Raw genomic sequence first — 16,033 nt, 5'->3', positions numbered from 1 at the left:
CTGGGGGCTCCGCCCCCGGACCCCTGCTCCTCAATCTCCCCCAAGCTCTTAAGGAGCAGGGGGGACCCCCTTGAGGGGCTTGATTTTGCCTGGTGTGGGCGGGGCACGCTTTGGTCGTTGCTCGTACAGTGCCCGCATGAAAATCATCGACCTTGAGCCCGGCGACGAACGGCTCGCCACCGACCTCCTCCCCGTCCTGCGCGAGCTCCGCCCGCATCTCACCGAGGAACTGCTGGGAGAGGTGTACGCCGAGGGGCACGGCCAGGGGCTGCGCTTCACCGTCGCGTACAGCGACGACGGGGTGTGTGTGGGCGCCGCCGGGTGGCGCGTCGTCGTCAACACCAGTGCGCTGCGGAAGCTGTACGTCGACGACCTGGTCACCTCCGCCGCCGCGCGGTCCGGCGGGGTGGGGCGGCAGCTGCTCGCGTACCTGGAAGGGCGGGCCAGGGAGGCGGGCTGCACTCAGCTCAGTCTGGACTCCGGTACGCAGCGGGTCGAAGCCCACCGGTTCTACTTCCGGGAGCGGATGGCTGTCACCGCCTTTCACTTCGACCGGCACCTGGACCTCGACTGAGGGGCTGAGAGGAGGAGTTCAGGGGCGGAGGTCCCGGCGCCAGTCGTTCGTGCGGAGGGAGTGGCCCGGCGGGTATTCGAAGTCGCACTCCGCCACCAGCTCGAAACCCGCCTTGCGGCAGACCCCGTTGGACCCGGGGTGGTCCGTGGAGGGAAACGCGTGCAGATAGCGGTTGCGGCCCAGCTCCGCGGCCTCGGCCGCCACCGCGCGGGCCGCGGCGGAGGCGATGCCCAGACCCTGGAAGGCGGTCAGCACCGCCCACCCGGTCTCGTACACCCTCTCGCCCTGCCAGTCGCGCTGCCAGTACCCGATCGTGCCGGCCGCCTCACCGGCCGCCTCACCGGCCGCCTCACCGAGCGCATCACCAGACGCGTCACCAGGCGCATCGCCGTCCTGCTCGCCGTCCTGCTCGCCGTCCGGCTCCAGCACGATCCGGTACATCCGGCCCGCCGCAGGGTCCTTCATCGCCACATACCGCGCATGCCGGACGGCGAGCTTCTCCTCGGTCTCCGGCCCGCCCAAGTGGTCCATCATCTCCGGCGCATTGGCGCGCCGCAGCAGGTCGAGGTCGCCCTCCGACCACTGCACGATCCGCACATTGCTTCCCATGGATCCGACCATAGGCGGGGGGTCTGACAACCGGCGTCAGCACGCCGACACCGGATTCCGGACTACGGCCAGACCAGGCAGTACGCCTGGTGCCCCGCATCATGCAGCCGGTGGCTGAAATCCTGCCATTCATGCAGGAGTTGGTACACATTGAACGCATCCCGGGGCCCGCCCCGGTCCGGCACGGTCGACCAGATGAAAGCCGCGGCCCCCACCGACTCCTCGCCGACCCCCCGCAGCGGGTCCACGACCGTCATCGGAAGCTTGACCACCGCATAGTCGGGGTGGAGCACCACCAGTTCGAGCGGCGGGACCTTGTGCAGGGGTATGCCCTGTATGCCGGTCAGGACCATGGCGGCCATCGTCTCCGGCTTGATCTTGGTGAACATCCCGCCCATGCCGAGCTCGTCGCCGCCCAGCTCCTCGGGGCGCATGGTGACGGGCACGCGCGCGGCGGTGGCGCCGTCGGGCGCACCGAAGTACTTGTACGTCACCCCCATGGAGCCCGCCCTGTTTCCCGAGTGCGCGGCCGGCTGCTTCGAGGCAGCTCTCTCCCGCGCGCGCCGGTGTTTCCCCTTGGGCACGCGCTCGGGATCGAGGTCGTCCGTACCCTCGCCCAGTCCGCCACCGCGATGCATATCTCCACCCGACCACTCGCGGCCCCCGCCGCGCAACCCGATCATCGTGTCAGTGACCTCCCCCACGTGCGTGCGGTGAAACACCTGTCCGCAAGAGTGCTCGGGGCTCTGACACCATGGCTTGTGTGAGCTATCCGTACGAATACGACGCCCCAGTTTCGCAGACGCTCTTCGACCGTGCGTCCCTCGTGACACCCGGCGGGGTGAACTCGCCCGTCCGCGCCTTCCGCGCGGTGGGCGGTACGCCCCGTTTCATGGTGTCCGGTACCGGTCCGTACCTGACCGACGCCGACGGACGCGAGTACGTCGACCTCGTGTGCTCGTGGGGGCCGATGATCCTCGGCCATTCCCACCCCGAGGTGATCGCCGCCGTCCAGGCCGCGGTCGCCCGTGGCACCTCCTTCGGTACGCCCGGTGAGGGAGAGGTCGCGCTCGCCGAGGAGATCGTCTCCCGCATCGAGCCGGTCGAGCAGGTCCGCCTGGTCTCCTCCGGCACCGAGGCGACCATGTCCGCGATCCGCCTCGCCCGCGGCTTCACCGGCCGCGCGAAGGTGGTGAAGTTCGCCGGCTGCTACCACGGCCACGTGGACGCGCTGCTCGCCGCCGCGGGCTCCGGGGTCGCGACCCTCGGGCTGCCCGACACCCCGGGTGTCACGGGCGCGCAGGCGGGGGACACGATCGTCATTCCGTACAACGACATCGAGGCGGTCCGTGCCGCTTTCGCCGCGTACCCCGGCGAGATCGCCTGTGTGATCACCGAGGCCTCGCCCGGCAACATGGGTGTGGTCCCGCCCCTGGACGGCTTCAACGCCGGGCTCGCCGAGCTCTGCACCGCCAACGGCGCCCTCTACATCTCCGACGAGGTGATGACCGGCTTCCGTACCTCCAAGGCCGGCTGGTACGGAATCGACGGCGTCAAGCCCGACCTGATGACGTTCGGCAAGGTCATGGGCGGCGGCTTCCCGGCCGCTGCCTTCGGCGGTCGCGGTGACGTCATGGGGCACCTGGCGCCCATCGGCCCCGTCTACCAGGCGGGCACGCTCTCCGGTAACCCGGTCGCCACCGCAGCGGGTCTGGCGCAGCTGAGGCTGCTCGACGATGCCGCGTACGCGAAGATCGACGCGGTCTCCCGCGAGATCCGCGGTCTGGTGACCGCCGCGCTCTCCAAGGAGGGTGTCGCGCACCGGGTGCAGACGGCGTCCAGCATGTTCTCCGTCTTCTTCACCGACAGCGACGTCCGCGACTACGACGGCGCCAAGGCGCAGGAGTCCTTCCGCTTCACCCCGTTCTTCCACTCGATGCTGGCGCAGGGCGTCTATCTCCCGCCGTCGGCCTTCGAGTCCTGGTTCGTCTCGACCGCCCACGACGAGCGCGCTGTCGAGCGCATCGCGGCCGCGCTCCCCGCCGCCGCCCGAGCCGCCGCGGAGGCGACCGCATGAGCACCAGCAGTAACAGCAGTGACAGCAGTAGCACCAGAGACACGGACATCACCGTCGTCCACCTGATGCGCCACGGCGAGGTCCACAACCCGGAGGGCGTGCTGTACGGCCGCAGGCCCGGCTACCACCTCTCCGAGCTCGGCCGGCAGATGGCCGACCGGGTCGCCGAGCACCTCTCGGGCCGCGACATCACGCATGTCGTCGCCTCCCCGCTGGAGCGCGCCCAGGAGACGGCGACGCCGGTCGCCAAGGCGCACAGCCTGGACCTGGCCACCGACGAGCGGCTGATCGAGGCGGGCAACGTCTTCGAGGGCAAGACCTTCGGGGTCGGCGACGGCGCCCTGCGCAAGCCCGCCAACTGGAAGTACCTGACCAACCCCTTCCAGCCGTCCTGGGGCGAGCCGTACATCGAGCAGGTCGTCCGGATGATGGGCGCGCTCGGTGCGGCGCGCGACGCGGCCCGCGGGCACGAGGCGGTCTGCGTCAGCCACCAGCTGCCGATCTGGATCGTACGGAGCTTCGCCGAGCGGCGGCGCCTGTGGCACGACCCGCGGAAGCGGCAGTGCACGCTGGCCTCGCTGACATCCTTCACGTACCAGGGGGACAAAATTGTCTCCGTGGGATATTCGGAACCGGCGAGGGATCTGGTGCCGTCCCATCTGTTGGCAGGCGCGAAGCCTGTGAAAGGTAAAGCAAAAGCTTTTGGTGCATAAGCACAAAATTTGTGCAGATTAGCCGGAACCCTCGTGTTCCTCCCTGCATCTCACTCGTTGTCAGCTGTGAATAGGCTGTCAAGGAATCGAGCTGGGATGGGTGGCGCAATGCGCAACATGAGCCGAAGGGGTCTGCTGGGACTGGGGGTTGGGGCTGCGGCCGCGGCGGGGCTCGCCGGCTGCAGTTCCGGCTCCGGTTCGTCCGGTACGTCGGACACGACCGATCCGGGGCACATCGGCAAGGGCAAGGGGTCGGCGGCGAGCAAGGCGCCGGCGGGCCGCCCGATCGGTGACGGGTCGACCTCGGACACGGGCAAGCAGCCGCATCAGCCGGCCAGGCCCGTACCGCTGCAGCCGGGCGAGACGCCCCCGCAGTTCGTGATCTTCTCCTGGGACGGGGCGGGCGAGGTCGGCAACGGCCTGTACCCGCGCTTCCTGAAGCTTGCCAAGGAGCACGACGCGAAGATGACCTTCTTCCTCTCCGGGCTCTATCTGCTCCCGGAGTCGAAGAAGTCCCTCTACCGTCCGCCGAACAACCCCACCGGCGCCAGCGACATCGGGTACCTCACCGACGAGCACGTCAAAATGACGCTGACCAATACGCGTCAGGCGTGGCTCGACGGACATGAGATCGGCACCCACTTCAACGGCCACTTCTGCGGCACCTCCTCCGGCTCGGTGGCGCACTGGACGCCGGAGCAGTGGCAGAGCGAGATCGACCAGGCTGTGTCCTTCGTCACGGAGTGGCGCACCAACACCGGCTGGCACGACGAGGACCCGCTGCCCTTCGACTACCGCAAGGAGCTCGTCGGCGGCCGCACCCCGTGCCTGCTCGGCCAGGACAACCTGCTGCCGACGGCGAAGAAGCTCGGCTGGCGGTACGACGCGAGCTCGCCCGGCGGCCGCCAGACCTGGCCCGTCAAGCGCGGTGGGGTGTGGGACCTGCCGCTGCAGGCCATGCCGTTCCCGGGTCATTCCTTCGAGGTGCTCTCGATGGACTACAACATCCTCGCCAATCAGTCGGGGAATTCGACCAAGGGCATGACCTCGCGTTATGAGGGCTGGCGCACGCAGGCGGCCGAGTCGTATTTCGCGGGATTCAAGAGGGCGTACGAGGGCAATCGCGCCCCCATGTACATCGGCAACCACTTCGAGCAGTGGAACGGCGGCATCTATATGGACGCCGTCGAGGACGCGTTCAAGAAGATCGCGGGCCGCCCCGGTGTGCGCCTGGTCTCCTTCAAGCAGTACGTCGACTGGCTCGACGTCCAGGACCCGAAGGTGCTCGCCAAGCTGCGCACGCTCGATGTCGGCCAGCGCCCCGAGGGCGGCTGGAACACTTTCCTTAAGGCGGTCTGACAACGGGCGTTCCGGGCAGTGAGGGGGGTGCCCAAGATCCCGGAATGGGCCATGCGAAACTTTTCACATGGCACTTACGTATGCCCTGCCCCGCCGCATCGTCCGCCGTCGCGCCGCCCAGTTGGGCGTTGTGGCCGCGGCCGGTGCGCTGACGCTGTCGGCGTGCAGCTCGGGCACCCAGGTGAGCAGCTCGTCGGGCTCCCGATTCGTGACGAGCAGCAGCGGGATCTCCACCGTTCCCAAGGCGGAGCGCAAGGCCGCCCCCGACATCTCCGGTGAAACCCTCGAAGGCACCAAGCTCGACGTCAACTCCGCCTACAAGGGCAAGATCGTCGTGCTGAATGTCTGGGGCTCCTGGTGCAGTCCGTGCCGCGCCGAGGCCGCGAATTTGGCGAAGGTCGCCAAGGAGCTCAAGCCCAAGGGGGTCGAGTTCGTGGGGATCAACACCCGTGACGCGTCGATGGGCCCGGCAAAGGCGTTCGAGAAGGATTTCGGTGTCGAGTACCCGAGCCTCTACGACCCGGCCGGCAAGCTCATTCTCCGCTTCCCCAAGGGCAATCTGAATCCGGTGGCCATTCCGTCGACGATCGTCTTCGACCGGGACGGAAAGATCGCCGCGCGCAAGGCCGCCGCGATGTCCGAGGAGGATCTGCACAAGATGCTCGACCCGCTGGTTGCGGAGAAGTGACCGCGTGATCGCTCTTGCCGACGCGGCAGCCTCCGACGGTCTGAACCACACGGTCTTCAGCGGTGCCCTGCTGGTGTCCGTCCCGATCGCGGTCCTCGGCGGTCTCGTCTCCTTCTTCTCGCCGTGCGTACTCCCGCTGGTCCCCGGCTATCTGAGTTACGTCACCGGGGTGTCCGGCACCGACCTGGCGAATGCCAAGCGGGGGCGGATGGCCGCCGGGGCCTCCCTCTTCGTTCTCGGCTTCACGGCCGTCTTCGTCTCCACCGGCGCGCTTTTCGGCTACTTCGGCCAGAACCTCCAGGACTACAGCTCCGTCATCACCAAGTCCCTCGGCGCCGTGATGATCGTGCTCGGCTTCTTCTTCATGGGGATGATGCCCTGGCTCACCCAGCGCGAATTCCGCATTCACAAGCGGCCGGTGACCGGCCTCGCCGGGGCCCCGCTGCTCGGTGCGCTCTTCGCGGTCGGCTGGACGCCGTGCCTGGGGCCCACTCTCGCCTCCGTGAACAGCCTGGCGATGACGGAGGCGACCGCGGGCCGCGGGGCCATACTGACGGTCGCGTACTGCCTCGGTCTCGGTGTCCCGTTCGTGCTGGCGGCCATCGCCTTCCGCAAGGCGCTCGGCGCCTTCGGCTGGGTCAAGCAGCACTACGCGTGGGTGATGCGGATCGGCGGGATCATGATGATCGCGACCGGGCTGCTGCTGGTCACCGGCGTCTGGGACCGCATCATCCAGCAGATGCAGGTCTGGTCCGGCGGCTTCACGGTAGGGATCTAGTTTCATGAGCGAGACCGAGACCAAGACGACAGAGGACGACCTCGGCGCAGCCGGGTCGCAGCTGTCGACCGCCCCCAGGGAGGAGTCGCCCTCCTCGCTGCCCGCGATGGGAGTCTTCGGCTGGATCCGCTGGTTCTGGCGCCAGCTGACCTCCATGCGCGTCGCGCTGCTCCTGCTGCTCCTGCTGTCGCTCGGCGCGATCCCCGGATCCCTGATCCCGCAGGCCAGCATCGACCAGAACAAGGTCGACCTCTTCAAGTCCGCGCACAGCTTCCTCACGCCGATCTACGAGAAGATCGGCATGTTCCACGTCTACAGCTCGGTGTGGTTCTCCGCGATCTACATCCTGCTGTTCATCTCGCTCGTCGGCTGCATCGTGCCGCGCACCTGGACCTTCGTCGGCCAGCTCCGCAGCCGCCCGCCGGGCGCCCCCCGCAACCTCGCCCGCCTCCCCGCGTACACGACCTGGCGCACCGAGTCCTCGCCCGAGCAGGTGCGCGAGGCCGCGCTCGCGATGATGAGGAAGCGGCGCTTCCGGGCCCATACGGCCGGGGACGCGGTCGCCGCCGAGAAGGGCTATCTCCGCGAGACCGGGAACCTTCTCTTCCACATCGCGCTGATCGTGCTGCTCCTGGCGTTCGCCGCCGGGCAGCTGTGGAAGTCCGAGGGCGGGAAGCTGATGGTGGAGGACACCGGTGACGGGTTCTCCAACACGCTCTCCCAGTACGACGACTTCAAGCCGGGGACCCTCTTCGACTCCGACGAGCTCAAGCCGTTCAGCTTCACGCTGGACCAGTTCGTCGGTACGTACGAGAGGACGGGACCCAACCGCGGCACCCCGCGGAAGTACGAAGCCCACGTCACGTACTCCAAGGGCGTCGACGGCAAGGACCAGAAGGGCGTCATCAAGGTCAACGAGCCGTTGATCGTCGATGGCACCAAGGTCTATCTGATCTCGCACGGCTACGCCCCGGTCGTCTCCGTCAAGGACGGCAGCGGCAAGGAGATCTACCGCGAGGCCGTACCGCTGCTGCCGCTCGACTCCAACGTCACATCGACCGGTGCGATCAAGGTCATGGACGGCTACAAGGACCCCAAGGGCAAGAAGGAGCAGCTCGGCTTCAACGCGATGTTCGTGCCGACCTTCAAGGGGCACGGCACGATGATGTCGCAGTACCCGGGCCTGGACTTCCCCGTCCTCGCGCTCTCCGGGTACCACGGCAGCCTGGGTGTCGACGCGGGGCTTCCGCAGAGCGTGTACCAGCTCGACTCCTCCAAGATGACCAAGTTCAAGGACAGCAAGGGCGATCTGCTCAAGAAGCTGCTGCTGCCCGGCGAGACGATGAAGCTGCCGAACGGCGCGGGCTCGATCCAGTTCGTGGGCGTCAAGCAGTGGGCGAGCTTCCAGATCTCGCAGCAGCCCGGCAACGACTTCGCGCTGATCGGCGCGATCACGGCGATCCTCGGTCTGGCGGGATCGCTGTTCATCCAGCGCCGCCGGGTGTGGGTGCGTGCCGTACGGGGCGAGGACGGGACCACCGTCGTCGAGATGGCGGGGCTCGGCCGCAGCGAGTCCGCGAAGCTCCCCGAGGAACTGGGCCGACTGGCCGAAACGCTCCATTCAGTGGCGCCCTCCGCGCCTGCTGTGCCCTCGAACGAATCCGCAGAGACAGCCGAAGGGGCCGAGAAGTGAATCTCGCCGCCGGAACCAATGAGAATCTCGCGCACATGAGCAATGTGCTCATCTACTCCGCGATGGCCATCTACATGCTGGCCTTCTTCGCGCACATCGCGGAGTGGACCTTCGGGGCGCGCTCCAAGGTGGGGCGTACGGCCGCCGCGCTGACGGCCCCGGCCGCCGCCACCGCTTCCGCACCGAAGGTGCAGGTCAAGAAGGCGGGCGGCGGAACCGCCGTACTGGAACGGCCGAAGATCGTCACGCGCTCGGCCGCCGGGTCGCGCGACGTCCCCGACGGCCCGGGTGCGGCCGGCGGCACGGAGCAGGGCGACCTGTACGGGCGGATCGCCATCTCGCTCACCGTCCTCGGCTTCCTCCTCGCGGTGGGTGGTGTGGTCACCCGCGCCACGTCCGTGCAGCGGGCGCCGTGGGGCAACATGTACGAGTTCTCGATCACCTTCTCCACGGTCGTGGTCGCCGCCTACCTGGTGCTCCTGGCCACGAAGGTGAAGGTCCGCTGGCTGGGCCTGCCGCTGGTCACCGCGGTCCTGCTCGACCTCGGCATCGCCACCACGGTCCTCTACACCTCCAGCGACCAGCTGGTCCCGGCGCTGCACTCGTACTGGCTGTGGATCCACGTCTCGTGCGCGATCATCTGCGGTGCGACGTTCTTCATCGGCGGCGCGGGCACGCTGCTCTACCTCTTCCGTGACAATTACGAGGCGAAGGTCGCGGCGGGCAAGCAGCCCGGCGCGACCATGACCTCGGTCATGGAGCGGCTCCCCTCGGCGGCCTCGCTCGACAAGTTCTCGTACCGCATCAACGCCGCCGTCTTCCCGCTCTGGACGTTCACGATCATCGCGGGCGCGATCTGGGCCGGCGACGCCTGGGGCCGTTACTGGGGCTGGGACCCCAAGGAGACCTGGTCGTTCATCACCTGGGTCGTCTACGCCTGCTACCTGCACGCCCGTGCGACCGCCGGGTGGAAGGGCCGCAAGGCCGCGTACCTGGCGCTCTTCGCCTTCGGCTGCTGGATCTGGAACTACTACGGCGTGAACATCTTCATCAACGGAAAGCACTCCTACGCCGGAGTGTGAGCACCGCGCGCTGAACGGCCGGGGCCGGTTCCTGTGACTCAGGTCACGGGAACCGGCCTTTGCCGTACGGACAGTTGGAGTGTGTGGACACACAACTCAGGGCCCGTATAAGAGCCGGCGATCACGATGCCTTCGGCGTGCTCTTCGACGCCTGCTCCCGCTCCGTGTACAACCACGCCTTCCGGCTGACGGGCGACTGGGCGCTCGCCGAGGACATCGTCTCGCTGACCTTCCTGGAGGCGTGGCGGCTGCGCGGAAAGGTCGGGGAGGAGGGCGGTTCGCTGCGCCCCTGGCTCCTGGGCGTGGCCACCAACGTCGCCCGCAACACCCGCCGCGCCGCGCGCCGCCATGCGGCCGCCGTGTCCCGGCTGCCGCGCGATGAGGGGGTGCGGGACTTCGCCGACGAGGTCGTGGCGCGGATCGACGACGCACGGCAGCTCGCTCTCGTACGGGCAGGACTCGCCGCCCTGCGCAGGCCGGAGCGCGAGGTGCTGGCCCTGTGCGTCTGGTCGGGGCTCGACTACGCGGCGGCCGCGCAGGCCCTCGGAGTGCCGGTCGGGACCGTCAGATCCCGGCTTTCCAGGGCGCGTACGAAACTCGCGCGCGCACTGGAACCGGGCGGCGGGCGCGGACAGATCAGAGAGGACCGCACTGCTGCGGCCGGGACCGTCAAGGAGGGAAACCGATGAACGATCTTCCCGAACTCCCCGAGAGGGAGCTCCCGACGGGCCGCCACCGTGTCCTGAAGGAGCATCTGATGCGTGAGATCCGTACCGAAGATTCCGTACCCGCAAGGCGGAGGTGGCTGCGCCCGTCCATCGCTGTGCCCGCGGTCGCCGTCCTGGCCGCCGCGGCGGTCGTCGCAGGGCTCGCGGTGACCGGGCCGGACGGGGGTGGTGTCAAGACCGCGTCGCCCGAGGCGGTACGCCTGCTCAACGACATCGCGCTGGCTGCCGAGAAGTCGGAGGTGCCGGGGGAGATCCGCGACGACCAGTTCGTGTACATCGAGAGCAAGGGCGGCTACATCCGGGTCGGGGAGGGCATGAAGACGAAACTCACCCCCGTGCACCGGCGTGAGGTCTGGCATTCGGTGGACGGCACCAAGTGGGGTTTGCTGAAGGAGATCGGTCCCGGCTCGGACACCACCAAGCTCGATCCCGATACGCCCGGCCTCGACTCCAACACCAACTACCGCAACCTCCAGACGCTGCCCACCGATCCCGCCAAGATGCTCGACTGGCTCCACAGGACGAGCGGCGGCGGCAAGAGCGAGGACCAGAACACCTTTGTGCTCGTCGGTGACCTCGTGGGCGAGTCGCTGATGCCGCCCAAGGTGAGTGCGGCGCTCTACCGGGCCGCCGCGAAGATCTCCGGTGTGACCGTCGTCGACGACGTGGTGGACGCGGCCGGACGGCACGGGATCGCGATCGCACGGGAGGACGACGGGATCCTGGAACAGCTCATCTTCGACAAGAACACCAAGACCTATCTGGGTGAGCGTGAGGTCGCGGTGCGCGATCTCCCGAACGGTCTGAAGAAGGGCGACCTCGCGGGCACCAGCGCGATCATGAACCGCACGGTGGTCGACAGGCCGGGACAACAGCCGTAGCGCCCCTTTGGGGTGCAGAACCGCCCTGTCCGGGTGAGGCTGGTGCCATGACGTCCGATGCGCTCGCCCATGGCACCAGCACCACCCACGGCACCACCCACGTGCTCCGTTTCGCCCTGCATCTGCCCCACTCACTGGAGCAGGTCTGGTCGGCCGTGGCCACCCCGCGCGGGCTGCCGGGGTGGCTGGCGGCGGCCGATGTGCTGGAGCCGCGGCTCGGCGGGGCGGTCAAGCTGCGGTGGCTGAACGGCGAGAGCGACAACGTGCACAGCGGCACGGTCACCGCGTGGGAGGTGCAGCGCGTCGCCGAGTACACGGTCGATCTGCACGGGCGGGTCCGCTTCCATCTGGAGCCGGTCGGCGCGCAGGCCGCCGTCGTCCGCTTCACCAACGAGTTCCAGGGGCCCGACAGCCTGCGCCTGGACTGCCTGGCCGGCTGGCACGACCACTTCGAGTTCCTCTACGACGCCCTCGAAGGCAGCCCCAAGGACTGGTCCACCTGGAGCACGGACCGCTGGCAGGAGCTCCGCGCCGCCTACGAGACCGCCGGGGGCAAGCACGCCTGAGCCGGAGGCTTCCCCTCCGGCCAGGCGATCTTCACGAAGCGCTGGGTGCCCTGCGGGGTGAGCTCCACGATCGGGACGGCCTTGTTGTACGGGTTGCCGTGGTTGTCCAGGCAGATCCAGCCGCTGGCGCCGTAAATCCTCAGCTGGCCCTTGACCAGCGTCCACTGGGTCCCCACATCGGCCAGTTCGGGGAGCGTCCTCCCCTTGACCGTGGCCTTGCGGATGCCGTGCACGGCGAGCGTCATCGCGTCGTACGCGACGATCGCCTGGCCGTCCGCGAGCTGGGACGGGCCGATCGGGCCGATGTCCTTGCCCGCCGCCTTCGCCAGCAGATCCGTGAACGTCTTGTAGTCCGCCGCGCTGCCGCCGGTCTTCGGCGGGGTCCCCGTGGTCCAGGCGTCGGGGTGCGCGAGCGAGGCGTACCGGACGGTGATCTTCTTCGCGAGGGCGCTCTTGTCGAGCTTCGCGTCCCGGCCGAGGTACGAGGCCTCGTCCCCGGTGAGAATCGTGAACGAGCGATCCTGGCAGCCGCGCGAGCCCAGTGCGTTGATGAACTGCCGCAGCTGGGTGTGGCGTCCGGCGAAGAAGATCGTGTCGGCCCGGGTGTCGCAGATCAGGAATTTCATCTGGTCGAAGGTGTTCGCGGTGGTGCCGTCCTGGGTCGAGTCGGACGGCGAGGTGAAGAGATTCGGTGCGTACGGGGCGCCCTTGAGCAGCGTCGAGAACGCCGCCTTGAGGGTGGAGGTGTAGTAGTCACTGGTGCGAGTGTCCTGGACGATCAGCGCCTTCTTGGCGTCGACCTTGCCGAACTGGGCGAGCGCTCGGGCCTCGTCCCGGTTGGTCGGCGAGACGCGGGCGAGGCCCGGATAGGGGTCGCCCGAGGGGCTGTTGGCGATGTCGTCGGCGGTGATGGTGGTACCGATGACAGGGATGTGGGAGGCGGTCAGCTCCTTCACCGCGGCCTTGGTGCTGGGGCTGCTGATGGCGATTCCGGAGACGGCGCGGAGGTTGTCGGGGGCGCCGGTCATGGACTTGATCCGGTCGACCGTGGGACGCCACTGTTCGCTGCCACGACCCGAGTTGGCGAGGACGAGGCGGATCTTGGGGACCTGGCCGTTGTTGTCGTGGTTGGCCCGGTACTGCTCCAGGAATGCGCCCTGCACCTCGTTGAGGACCTTGGTCGCGGTGCCGCTGTCGGTGGAGGTCAGGGGGAGGAGCAGGGCGACGGTCGCGTACTCGCCGGTCTTGAGGGTCCTGTTCTCGCGGGCGACGGCCTGCGCGACGGCGTGCAGCGCGGGGACCCCGAAGTCGTAACCCTCGCCCGATACGCCTATGCACTCGGCGCCCTTCTCGGGGCGTTCGACGCCCTTCGCGCAGCGCAGATCGGGCGTGTAGACGATGTACGCGCCGATCCCGGCGGCTGCGAGGAGCGCCAGGGCGAGGACCGAGGTGAGCAGCCGCCTCAGCCGCGTGAACCAGAAGATCTCGCGGAATCGATTGTTCACGAACCGTCTCCCGTCTGCGGTGCCCGCCACTCGCGGACGGCCTGCGGCCAGCTCCGGGAGGCCTGCCAGAGCACTTCGTTGCCGGTGGGGTGGAGGGCGGAGAGCTGCCCGAGTTCGTCGCCCATCTTCTCGGTGACGTCCTCGTCGGGGAGCGTCAGCAGGTCGGTCAACTGCCATACGCAGTAGAGCAGTCGGCGGATGCGGAGGTGGAAGACGCGGTCCGTGCCGTCGGGCGCGACCTGCTCGGCGTCGGTCCGCCCGAGCGCGACGGCGCGACGCGTGTCGGACGGTCCGAAGAGCGGCGCGGAGGCGATGAAGCGCAGCGCGCGGAGCCAGTCGGCGGCATCGGAGGTGCGGAAGGTGTCGCGCAGTCGGGCGACGGTGAACGCGGTCTGTCCGAGGGCGAGTTCGTGGTGGAGGCGGCGTGGATGCCCGTCCGGGTAGTGGGCGGCCATCGTCTGCTGTACGTCGCGCCAGCGCGGGCTGTCGGCGTGCAGCCGGTGCAGGAGGAGGGTCCGCAGGAAGGGGTCGCCGATGAAGTGGTCGGGGGACGTGCCCCAGTACTCCTCCGCGAGCAGGGCGCGCATCGGCAGTACACCGGCCGCGCCGCCGTCGTGGTCGAGGCGGGCGGCGGCGAGCGCCTCGGCGTCGGCGGTGTCGTGCGCGGCGGCGAGCACGGTGAGGCGGTCGAGGCGTGCTGGGTGGACGAGCTGCCCGAGCAGTTCGGCGGCGCTCTCGCGCCCCGGGGTGTCCTCGCGCAGTGCGACGGGCAGCCCGAGGAGCGTGCCGGGGGTGAGGTCAACAGAGCTGCTCTGTACGGGTACGGGTACGGGAATGGACGGCGCGGCCTGCGGACTGATCGCCTGCCCGGCCGCCTTCGTCAGCAGTGCGACCCCGAGCGGCCGCCCTTCGGTCAGCCGGTGGATCCCGCGCGCGAGCAGCGGCGGGGTGCGCATCCCGGGGTCCTCGCGGTCGAGCATCTGCCGTACGTGTTCGGGTTCGAGCCCGGTGAGTTCCACGGCGAGCGCACCGGAGGCGACCTCGGTGGAGCGCGTCCAGGGGGTGGCGTTGGTGACCTGGGGCAGGAGGCAGCGGCGTGCGGCGCGGAGTGCCGGATGGTCGTAACCCCGGAACGCGGCGATGACGACGGCCTGATCGAGCCGGCCTTCGGCGCGGTCCCTGAGCACGGGCTCCAACAGGCGCCGCCCCAGGGGCGCCTGGACGTTGTCGAGCAGTACGAGGGGCCGCCCGACGTGCCGCAGCTTGCCCATCCCCGCGTAGGCGGACTTCAGATCGGCGCGCAGCGCCCCGACGAGATGCCGCTCGGCGAGGGCGCGGGCGTCGGCGTCCCGCTCGCGGTGGAATTGGAGCGCCAGGAGATTGAGGCCGCGTTTGGCGTTGCCGCCGGCGCCGGGATACTCCCCGTACCAGTTGGCGGCCTGCCGCTGCCCCCGGTTGAAGAGGTCCTCCAGGAGGGATTCGACGGTGGACTCGACGATGACGTCGAGCCCCGGCGGCACCCCGGTCCACAGCGCGGCGAACTTGGCCGCGACCTTGACTACCCAGCCGCGCCCCGTGCTCTTGAGCCGCGACCCGGACTCGACGAGCATCCCGAGCCGCAGCGCCTCGTCGCGTACGCGCTGCCCGTTGTTCGGGTCCCACCCGGTGGAGGCGATGGCCACCAACCCGGCGGCCAGCCGCGGGAATTCGATGTGCCCGGCTCCGTGCACGGGCGGCCCGAGCTGCTCACCGAGCACGGAGAGCGCCTCGGTCACGGGCGACCAGTACGGGGCGCGCGGATCCCCTGAGGGCAGCCCGGCGAAGTCGCGGTGCTCGCAGTCGATGAGGGCGACGGGGGTGCGCCCGCGGTAGTGGGTGCGCAGCTGCTTGAGCAGAACGGTCTTGCCCGTACCGCGTCCTCCGGTGAGGACGACGACGGGCAGATCCTCCGCATGCTCGGTCCTGACCTGCTGAAACCCGCTGGACGGCAGCCCGACGAGCCGTGGCGCGAGCCCTTCGAGCACGGCCTCGCGGCCGAACAGCTCTCTGTCCACAGCACCTCCCGTGCCAGGGGTAGGCAGCTGTCGCTGCGTCAACATCACTTTATCGGGGGGATGTTGCGATCAGTACATGCTTTCGGATCATCCAAAATCCGGTGGACAGGAATCGATCGATCGGCAGACTGACCGAATGACCGGAACGGATCCCAAGGCCGACCTTCATCTCTACCTTCAGGACGCCCGCGACTCCCTGATCTGGAAGCTGGAGGGCCTGGCGGAGTACGACATCCGCCGCCCTATGACCCCGACCGGCACCAACCTGCTGGGGCTGGTCAAGCACCTGACGGGTGCCGAGGCGATGTACTTCGGCGAGACCTACGGCCGCCCGGTCGAGGCGCCGCCGCTCTGGATCACGGGAGCCGCCGAGCCGAACGCGGATCTGTGGGCGAGGGCCGACGAGACGCGTGAGCAGATCGTCGGTGCGTACCGCCGGGTGTGCGCCCACTCGGACGAGACGATCGACTCGCTCCCGCTCGACGCGATCGGCCGGATCGCCTGGGGGAGCGGCGCGGAGGTGACGCTCCACCGCAGCCTCGTCCACATGATCGCCGAGACGGACCGGCACGCCGGCCACGCGGACATCGTCCGCGAACTCATCGACGGGACCACGGGTCTGCGCACCGGGAGCGACAACATGGCGGCCGGTGACGCGGGTTGGTGGGCGGAGTACCGCAGCCGGGTGGAGCGCGCGGCGAAGGAGGCTTAGCTCAGAGGACTTAG

The 16,033-nt window shown here is 68.9% G+C and carries 16 protein-coding genes; 12 read left to right on the top strand and 4 right to left on the bottom strand.

The window, feature by feature from the left end:
* Positions 1-136: 136 nt before the first annotated feature.
* Positions 137-574: a GNAT family N-acetyltransferase gene (locus J0695_RS03695; RefSeq protein ID WP_206960116.1), complete on the top strand. Its 438-nt coding sequence runs from the start codon at positions 137-139 to the stop codon at positions 572-574.
* An 18-nt stretch (positions 575-592) separates the two neighbouring features.
* Here the strand turns inward: J0695_RS03695 and J0695_RS03690 are convergent, their stop codons facing one another.
* Together J0695_RS03690 and J0695_RS03685 are read right to left on the bottom strand one after the other, a co-directional pair.
* Positions 593-1,183 carry a GNAT family N-acetyltransferase gene (locus J0695_RS03690; RefSeq protein ID WP_242552160.1) on the bottom strand — a complete coding sequence of 197 codons (591 nt, stop codon included), beginning with the start codon at positions 1,181-1,183 and terminating at the stop codon, positions 593-595.
* A gap of 62 nt (positions 1,184-1,245) precedes the next feature.
* Positions 1,246-1,683: a hypothetical protein gene (locus J0695_RS03685; RefSeq protein WP_206960113.1), complete on the bottom strand. Its 438-nt coding sequence runs from the start codon at positions 1,681-1,683 to the stop codon at positions 1,246-1,248.
* Positions 1,684-1,937: 254 nt separating this feature from the next.
* Between J0695_RS03685 and hemL the strand changes: the two genes are divergently transcribed.
* From hemL to J0695_RS03635, 10 genes are all read left to right on the top strand, one after another.
* A complete protein-coding gene (hemL, locus tag J0695_RS03680) occupies positions 1,938-3,260 on the top strand; it encodes a glutamate-1-semialdehyde 2,1-aminomutase (RefSeq protein WP_206960111.1) in 1,323 nt (440 codons plus the stop codon).
* On the top strand, positions 3,257-3,973 hold the full coding sequence (locus J0695_RS03675; protein WP_206960109.1) for a histidine phosphatase family protein: 717 nt from the start codon (positions 3,257-3,259) through the stop codon (positions 3,971-3,973). Before hemL ends, J0695_RS03675 begins: the two co-directional genes overlap by 4 nt.
* Before the next feature lie 108 nt (positions 3,974-4,081).
* Complete coding sequence (locus J0695_RS03670; RefSeq protein ID WP_206960122.1) at positions 4,082-5,332, top strand: polysaccharide deacetylase family protein; 1,251 nt, start codon at positions 4,082-4,084, stop codon at positions 5,330-5,332.
* A 67-nt stretch (positions 5,333-5,399) separates the two neighbouring features.
* Positions 5,400-6,020: a TlpA family protein disulfide reductase gene (locus J0695_RS03665; protein WP_206960108.1), complete on the top strand. Its 621-nt coding sequence runs from the start codon at positions 5,400-5,402 to the stop codon at positions 6,018-6,020.
* Between the two features lie 4 nt (positions 6,021-6,024).
* On the top strand, positions 6,025-6,798 hold the full coding sequence (locus J0695_RS03660) for a cytochrome c biogenesis CcdA family protein (protein ID WP_307798398.1): 774 nt from the start codon (positions 6,025-6,027) through the stop codon (positions 6,796-6,798).
* Positions 6,799-6,802: 4 nt separating this feature from the next.
* The gene (gene resB, locus J0695_RS03655; RefSeq protein WP_206960107.1) at positions 6,803-8,491 is read left to right on the top strand and encodes a cytochrome c biogenesis protein ResB; all 1,689 of its coding nucleotides are present in this window, start codon (positions 6,803-6,805) and stop codon (positions 8,489-8,491) included.
* Positions 8,488-9,573, top strand: a complete 1,086-nt coding sequence (gene ccsB / locus J0695_RS03650) for a c-type cytochrome biogenesis protein CcsB (RefSeq protein ID WP_206960106.1) — start codon at positions 8,488-8,490, stop codon at positions 9,571-9,573. Before resB ends, ccsB begins: the two co-directional genes overlap by 4 nt.
* 83 nt (positions 9,574-9,656) lie before the next feature.
* Entirely contained in the window at positions 9,657-10,262 is a 606-nt protein-coding gene (locus J0695_RS03645; RefSeq protein WP_206960104.1) for an RNA polymerase sigma factor, read from the top strand.
* Complete coding sequence (locus J0695_RS03640) at positions 10,259-11,182, top strand: CU044_5270 family protein (RefSeq protein WP_206960103.1); 924 nt, start codon at positions 10,259-10,261, stop codon at positions 11,180-11,182. Before J0695_RS03645 ends, J0695_RS03640 begins: the two co-directional genes overlap by 4 nt.
* A 47-nt stretch (positions 11,183-11,229) precedes the next feature.
* A complete protein-coding gene (locus J0695_RS03635; RefSeq protein WP_206960101.1) occupies positions 11,230-11,748 on the top strand; it encodes an SRPBCC domain-containing protein in 519 nt (172 codons plus the stop codon).
* Here J0695_RS03635 and J0695_RS03630 read toward each other — a convergent pair.
* Positions 11,718-13,253 (bottom strand): ABC transporter substrate-binding protein, encoded by a 1,536-nt coding sequence (locus tag J0695_RS03630; RefSeq protein WP_206960093.1) that lies wholly within the window; start codon positions 13,251-13,253, stop codon positions 11,718-11,720. The genes J0695_RS03635 and J0695_RS03630 overlap by 31 nt on opposite strands.
* Positions 13,250-15,307 carry a hypothetical protein gene (locus J0695_RS03625; RefSeq protein WP_206960091.1) on the bottom strand — a complete coding sequence of 686 codons (2,058 nt, stop codon included), beginning with the start codon at positions 15,305-15,307 and terminating at the stop codon, positions 13,250-13,252. The genes J0695_RS03630 and J0695_RS03625 overlap by 4 nt, the downstream gene beginning before the upstream one ends.
* A gap of 136 nt (positions 15,308-15,443) precedes the next feature.
* Here J0695_RS03625 and J0695_RS03620 point away from each other — a divergent pair, with 136 nt between their 5' ends.
* Complete coding sequence (locus tag J0695_RS03620; RefSeq protein WP_206960090.1) at positions 15,444-16,019, top strand: DinB family protein; 576 nt, start codon at positions 15,444-15,446, stop codon at positions 16,017-16,019.
* Positions 16,020-16,033 lie beyond the last annotated feature (14 nt).

It is taken from the genome of Streptomyces beijiangensis, assembly GCF_017315755.1.
GTDB classification, from domain to species: domain Bacteria; phylum Actinomycetota; class Actinomycetes; order Streptomycetales; family Streptomycetaceae; genus Streptomyces; species Streptomyces beijiangensis.
This window is presented reverse-complemented; position numbering and strand designations above follow the sequence as displayed.

Bases quoted from the DNA above. Each gene is read 5' to 3' on its own strand.
- J0695_RS03670 (WP_206960122.1), top strand. From the start codon at position 4,082: ATGCGCAACATGAGCCGAAGGGGTCTGCTGGGACTGGGGGTTGGGGCT.
- resB (WP_206960107.1), top strand. From the start codon at position 6,803: ATGAGCGAGACCGAGACCAAGACGACAGAGGACGACCTCGGCGCAGCC.
- J0695_RS03675 (WP_206960109.1), top strand. From the start codon at position 3,257: ATGAGCACCAGCAGTAACAGCAGTGACAGCAGTAGCACCAGAGACACG.
- J0695_RS03635 (WP_206960101.1), top strand. From the start codon at position 11,230: ATGACGTCCGATGCGCTCGCCCATGGCACCAGCACCACCCACGGCACC.
- J0695_RS03640 (WP_206960103.1), top strand. From the start codon at position 10,259: ATGAACGATCTTCCCGAACTCCCCGAGAGGGAGCTCCCGACGGGCCGC.
- J0695_RS03620 (WP_206960090.1), top strand. From the start codon at position 15,444: ATGACCGGAACGGATCCCAAGGCCGACCTTCATCTCTACCTTCAGGAC.
- hemL (WP_206960111.1), top strand. From the start codon at position 1,938: ATGGCTTGTGTGAGCTATCCGTACGAATACGACGCCCCAGTTTCGCAG.
- J0695_RS03690 (WP_242552160.1), bottom strand. From the start codon at position 1,183: ATGGGAAGCAATGTGCGGATCGTGCAGTGGTCGGAGGGCGACCTCGAC.
- J0695_RS03695 (WP_206960116.1), top strand. From the start codon at position 137: ATGAAAATCATCGACCTTGAGCCCGGCGACGAACGGCTCGCCACCGAC.
- J0695_RS03665 (WP_206960108.1), top strand. From the start codon at position 5,400: ATGGCACTTACGTATGCCCTGCCCCGCCGCATCGTCCGCCGTCGCGCC.
- J0695_RS03685 (WP_206960113.1), bottom strand. From the start codon at position 1,683: ATGGGGGTGACGTACAAGTACTTCGGTGCGCCCGACGGCGCCACCGCC.